5 protein-coding genes are annotated in these 5967 nt (G+C 34.1%); 4 read left to right on the top strand and 1 reads right to left on the bottom strand.

The features are described 5' to 3' along the window. Positions 1–261 precede the first annotated feature (261 nt). Positions 262–1161, top strand: coding sequence for an aldo/keto reductase family oxidoreductase (locus tag A9Q93_RS03930; protein ID WP_303686072.1), 900 nt, complete (start codon positions 262–264; stop codon positions 1159–1161). 70 nt (positions 1162–1231) lie between these two features. Here the strand turns inward: A9Q93_RS03930 and A9Q93_RS03925 are convergent, their stop codons facing one another. Further along, positions 1232–2677, bottom strand: coding sequence for a hypothetical protein (locus A9Q93_RS03925; RefSeq protein ID WP_303686071.1), 1446 nt, complete (start codon positions 2675–2677; stop codon positions 1232–1234). 232 nt (positions 2678–2909) lie between these two features. Between A9Q93_RS03925 and A9Q93_RS03920 the strand changes: the two genes are divergently transcribed. The 3 genes from A9Q93_RS03920 to A9Q93_RS03910 form a co-directional block, all read left to right on the top strand. After that, positions 2910–4745, top strand: coding sequence for an ABC transporter ATP-binding protein (locus A9Q93_RS03920; RefSeq protein WP_303686070.1), 1836 nt, complete (start codon positions 2910–2912; stop codon positions 4743–4745). Between the two features lie 52 nt (positions 4746–4797). Beyond that, the gene (locus tag A9Q93_RS03915; protein WP_303686069.1) at positions 4798–5229 is read left to right on the top strand and encodes a hypothetical protein; all 432 of its coding nucleotides are present in this window, start codon (positions 4798–4800) and stop codon (positions 5227–5229) included. A gap of 79 nt (positions 5230–5308) precedes the next feature. Further along, on the top strand, positions 5309–5967 hold a 659-nt coding region (locus tag A9Q93_RS03910; protein WP_303686068.1), incomplete at its 3' end, for a hypothetical protein.

Raw genomic sequence — 5967 nt, 5'->3', positions numbered from 1 at the left:
GATGTGGTAAATGTATCCTATGATGACAAAGGCAACATAATTCATAAAGAATTGAGAAATGAAGAAGGCGTTATTATAAGTATAGTAAAACGCTCATTTATATACGACTAACCATACCGCATGACGCACCTAAATAATTATAGCCTATTTACATAATAATTGTTCACTTTGTAGTTACAGCTTTAAAAAAAGAACTCTTGGTATCTTCTTTAATTGTTTTAAACCTACAGCCATATCAACTAACTTTGAAAAAAAATCACAATGAGAATAAGCTTAAATAAAGATCTAGAAATCTCAAGATTAGTATTAGGAATGTGGAGATTACTGGACTGGAATAAAACAGACCAAGAATTACTTTCTTTTATCAAGGAATCCATGGAGCTAGGTGTCACCACTTTTGATCATGCAGATATTTACGGAAATCATGAATGCGAGGGCGCTTTTGGTAAGGCTTTAAAACTAGAACCATCATTGCGAGATCAAATGGAAATAGTTACTAAATGTGGTATAAAACTGCAAACGGACAAATTTCCCGATCGCAAAGTAAAATACTATGATTACAGCTCATCTTATATTATACAACAAGCTGAGGAGTCTTTAAAAAATCTAGAAACAGATCATATAGATGTTTTATTACTGCATAGGCCATCACCATTTTTTAATCCTGAAGAAGTTGCTGCTGCATTTGATCAACTTCTTTCTAGCGGTAAAGTACGCCACTTTGGAGTTTCAAATTTCTTGCCAGAACAATTGCAGTCGCTTCAAAATTATCTGGATATTCCTTTAGTTACTAATCAAATAGAAATATCTCCGTACTGTCTAGAACACTTTGAGAATCAAAATATAGACTATTTGATAGGTAAAAAGATTGCTCCCATGGCATGGTCACCTCTCGCTGGTGGTGAGTTGTTTAATCCTAAAACTGACAAAGGAAAAAGAGTTCATGCAGTGCTTCAAAATATTACAAATGATCTAGATAACATATCTCTAGATCAGGTAATCCTGCAGTGGTTATTGATGCATCCATCGCGCATTATTCCAGTGCTAGGAACTGGTAAAATCGATAGAGTTCAAAGCGCTGTAAAAACTATGCAAGTTAAACTAACACTCGAGCAATGGTTTGAAATTTATATTGCCGCAGCTGGACAAGAATTACCTTAATATAAGAAAATAGCAAAGCCTCTAATCTTCAAATAGTTTAGAGGCTTTTTTCAGGTAGTTTAATGACCGTCTAATTAATTGCAATCGTATTTATTAATAATCTAGAAACACTTTTAATTAATTGTGCTTTGTGTTTATCTAGCTCTCTTTCTTCAAGTTTATTTTTAGGTTGTGAAAGATCTGGTTCTATAATAGGTTCTTGTACTACGTATTTATAATCCCATGGATCTTTAGAAAACCGTGGCGTATCAAAGGTTAAACGTTCTATATCTTTAATCAGCGCATACTGCTCGTCTTCTAGCTTTCTTATTTTACTTTTTAGTTCATTTTCAGCTTTTTCCATTTCTTCTTTACTCTCATGTGCTGTACTAGGATTCATGGCTAAATTATAACTAGAACGTAGTTGACCTTGTACTTTCTTTAGACGTTGTTCTTTTGATTTTAACTTGCGATTGTAGTCAGATATTACCCCATTTACTTCATTATCATTTGCGACCTTTTTAGTGACATTGATGGTTACTTTAACTTCATCTGCCGCCCAAGATTCAATTTCATAACTTCCTAACCATACGATGCTACCGCTTTTAATCTCAATCAATTTTGCATTTAAACTGGACTGAAACCAGTTAGCACTTATTTGAGCTGGTAAAGAATAAGGTAACTTGCCAAAACTTAATCCAGTATTATCTATCATAAATTTTTGAACTTCTGGAAGATCCTGTATTGATAATTTACGGTCTCCAGCTTTACCCATTTTAACTTCATTAATTTGCAATAAGTAATCTGCCTGGTCTGCTCCTGTTTGAGCTGCTCTTATTACCTCAGCTATATCATTCATTTCATTTTCATCACGTTTTTTACCTGGTAGAGCTCTTTGACTGTGTTTATCTACTGCATCGATTTGTGTTTGATATTCTTGAAGGGTTAATTTTCCATCTTCAAATTTATTTTTGAGATCTGTTTTAACAACCTCATACTCGCCATTTTCTAGGGCTCGTTCTGTCTGGCTGTCCCATAGCCATCCACGTTGTCCATACTCGGCTTTATCCCTTAAATCTCTAAGCTTTGCCTCAAATTTAGAACGATCTAGAACTGAAAAACCTTTACGCAAAAGATCTTTTTCTACATACTGTTCTGCTTCATTATAGTATCCTGATGTTCCAAAAATACTTTCATCATCATCACCTTCTTCAAATTTTCTTTGTTTACCAGACTCCTCAGCAGGTACGGCGATAATGACAGATGGTCTTGAACCATTAGATGCCGTTGCTCCAGGACTGTTTACATAATTCCCTTCATCTGGTAAGCTTTCCTCAAATAAATTTATTTTAAGTTGTAGCTGCTTGTCACCAGGAACACTCAATGGATCTAGTAACTTATACTCTGGAACCTCAGGAATGGCAGGTACTCTTTCATATAATGGATCCATTATTTTTTTACTACAGGCAACGAGAGACATGACGACTAGTAGAACTATTGCACCACGTTTGGCAAACAATTGGGTAATTTTAAACATAACATATTAGGTTTTGGCATTAGTTGTTTAACATGAACATTAGTTAGCATTAACCCTAACTATCAATTAGTTCACTGCCAAATGTCCTAAAACTTACAGGCTTAAGAAATACCCATTACTAAGTATATTTCATGTTACCTATGCAAAAAAAAATTATAATCTCGCTTTCGCGAAAGCGAGAACTTCATAAACCAAATCCCTAGATCGTACCTTTGTATCTTAAACAAGAAACGTGGCAAGAAGAGTTCCAGCATCTATAAAAGAACAAAGTAAAAAAGGCAAGACATTCTCCTTTAGCGCATTGAAAACACTGCCTAGATTTTTTAAAGAGATATGGCGTGTAAGCCCTAAATTGTTTGTAACCAATTTCTTAGCTAGATTACTCACAGCAGTAAGCCCAGTAGTGTTGCTTTGGGTAGGAAAATTAATCATAGACGAAGTAATTTTTCAAATTTCACTAGATGTTCAAGATTTATCTCAATTATGGACCTATGTAGCCATAGAATTGAGCGTTGCGGTTCTTGCTGACTTACTGAATAGATTAATTAACCTCACTGATGGTTTAATAGGTGATTTATATTCTAACGCCTCGTCAGAGAAAATTATTAGAAAAACAAATGAGCTCACATTAGAACAACTGGAAGATCCAGATTTTTATGATAAACTTGAAAGAGCGAGGCAGCAAACTAGTGGTCGCGTAGGATTAATGAGCGCTTCTTTAAGCCAAATACAAAGTATTATTTCTATAAGTTCTCTCATAGCTGGATTAATTTACTTTGAGCCTTTATTGATCATTTTACTGGTATTGAGCATCATACCTTCATTTATTAATGAGGCAAAATACAGTTCACATCGTTATTCTGTTGCGAGAAGCTGGACAGCAGAGCGTCGCGAGCTGGACTATTTGCGATTCATAGGAGCTAATAATCAAACCGCAAAAGAAGTTAAACTTTTTGGCTTGACAGATTACATCGCTGGTCGCTTTAAAAAGTTATCTGGAGACTATTACGAGATCAATAAAAAGCTTTCTTTAAAGCAAAGCCTTTATGGATCTCTTTTTAATATTCTAGGGATACTATCTTATTACGGTGCTTATATTTTTATCATTTTTAAGGTTATCTCTGGAACATTATCAATAGGAGAACTTACTTTCTTATCAGGCTCGTTTAATAGGTTGCGCAACAACTTACAAGGTTTCTTTTCTAGGTTTACAGCCATATCAGAAAGTTCTTTATACTTGAGAGATTACTTTGATTTTCTAGATATAGAGATTAAAGAAAACGCTGCGCACTACACTCCTATTCCTGAAACAATTGAAAAAGGGTTTGAACTGAAGAACGTACACTTTGGTTATGCAGGAAGTGATGTAGAAGTTCTCAAAGGAGTTAACTTCTGTATTAAAGCTGGCGAGAAAATAGCTTTCGTTGGACAAAATGGCGCTGGAAAAACTACCCTTATCAAATTGATCCTAAGGTTTTATGAACCTACTCAAGGAGAAATCCTTCTAGACGGAATCAATATCTCAAAATTCAATAAACAAGAATACCGCAAGCGTTTTGGAGTGATATTTCAAGATTTCTTTAAATATGAATTCAAATTAAGAGAAAATATTGCTGTTGGTAATATTGATGAATTAAGTAACGATCCTAAAATTCAAGATGCTGCACAGCGCAGTCTTGCAGATCAAGTGATCGAAGTCATGAAAGGTGGACTTGATCAACAACTAGGTAGAAGATTTGCTCAAGGACAAGAATTAAGTGGTGGACAATGGCAAAAAGTAGCTCTTGCTCGTGCCTACATGAAAGATGCAGATGTTATCGTTCTCGATGAACCTACCAGCGCACTAGATGCACAAGCAGAGTATGATGTATTTGAAAGATTTATAGGACTCACCAAAGGCAAAACTAGTATCATAATTTCTCATAGGTTTTCTACCGTACGCATGGCAGATCGTATTCTAGTACTAGAAAATGGCACAATTGCTGAAATAGGAACACACGAAGAGTTGATGGCAAACCCTAAATTGTACGAGAAATTATTTAATTTGCAAGCAGCAGGTTATCAATAAAGCTTTTAATTCTATTATTATTCATATCAATTACTTGCATAAAACATTTTAAATGAAAAAGTTATTTTTAATCGTTCTTCTAATAACGACGTATAGCGCAACATCTCAAAACTTACATTTATATGGTGGCTCAGATTATACTGAATATTTAGGATGCCTGGATTGTTCTCGATTTGATAGCAAATCTATTTGGAATGCTTTTGGAGATTACGGGAGTAGCTTCAGCAATACTTCTATATGGAATGATTTAAATAATTACGGAGATCCTAATAAAAAACTATCTCCATGGAATGAAGTCACTAATACACCTCCAAAAATTCTTGATGATAAAGGTAAATTCAAAGGATACCTTACCGCAAATACATCTCTTAAAGATCGATCACTATCAAGACTAGCTACAGAACTCGTCAAGAATTACAAAGTTATTCCTAAAGATATAGGCAAATGGTACAAAAAATTAATAACCGATTACAGTAAGTTATAACTAAAAAAATGTACCCTTTATAGGGTATATTATTGTAAGAGAATTACTTATAGATTTGAATCAACTAATAATTCAAATCATGAAAAAAATTACTCTTATTTTATTTTTATTTTCAAGTACCATATTATTTGCACAAAATCAATTGCTATCTGCACTTACAGAAAACTACGATTCTTCTACTGGCAGTTATGAAAATAGTTTTGGCTATGATTATACTTATGACACAAATAACAACCTAACCTCTGAAACTTATTATTTCTGGGATTCTTTTAATAACAGCTGGGTTCTAGGTGATCGTACTACTTATACCTATAATGCAAATAATAAGGTAGCTACAGAAGTGTATGAATTTACAAATAACGGAATATTTGGTATAGGTTATCGCACCAATTACATTTATAACTCTGCCGGCGATATACTCGTATTTCTTGATGAAGATTATGTAAATGGACAATATGAAAATGACTATAGGCTTACTTTTTCTTATGCAAATGGTAGAGTTGACTCTTATCTAGCAGAAGAATGGAATGGTTCTCAATGGGTGCAAGAAGAAAGAGGTAACGTTACTTATAATTCAAATGGTTTCCCTACCATTTTTACGTATGAAGAGATTGTAAACGGAATGTTTGAAACTTATGGTCGTGAGGTAAATTCTGTCACTACCGCTGGATTGATTACGAGATCTAACTATGAGGTGTTTGATGGGACTAATTTTGTAGAAGATGAAAGATATGATTA

This window comes from Nonlabens dokdonensis, from assembly GCF_002162835.1.
In the GTDB taxonomy this organism is placed as follows: domain Bacteria; phylum Bacteroidota; class Bacteroidia; order Flavobacteriales; family Flavobacteriaceae; genus Nonlabens; species Nonlabens dokdonensis_B.
Note: the sequence above shows the minus strand (reverse complement) of the source record. Positions and strands in the feature narration are given on the sequence as shown.

Bases quoted from the DNA above. Each gene is read 5' to 3' on its own strand.
- A9Q93_RS03925 (WP_303686071.1), bottom strand. From the start codon at position 2,677: ATGTTTAAAATTACCCAATTGTTTGCCAAACGTGGTGCAATAGTTCTA.
- A9Q93_RS03930 (WP_303686072.1), top strand. From the start codon at position 262: ATGAGAATAAGCTTAAATAAAGATCTAGAAATCTCAAGATTAGTATTA.
- A9Q93_RS03915 (WP_303686069.1), top strand. From the start codon at position 4,798: ATGAAAAAGTTATTTTTAATCGTTCTTCTAATAACGACGTATAGCGCA.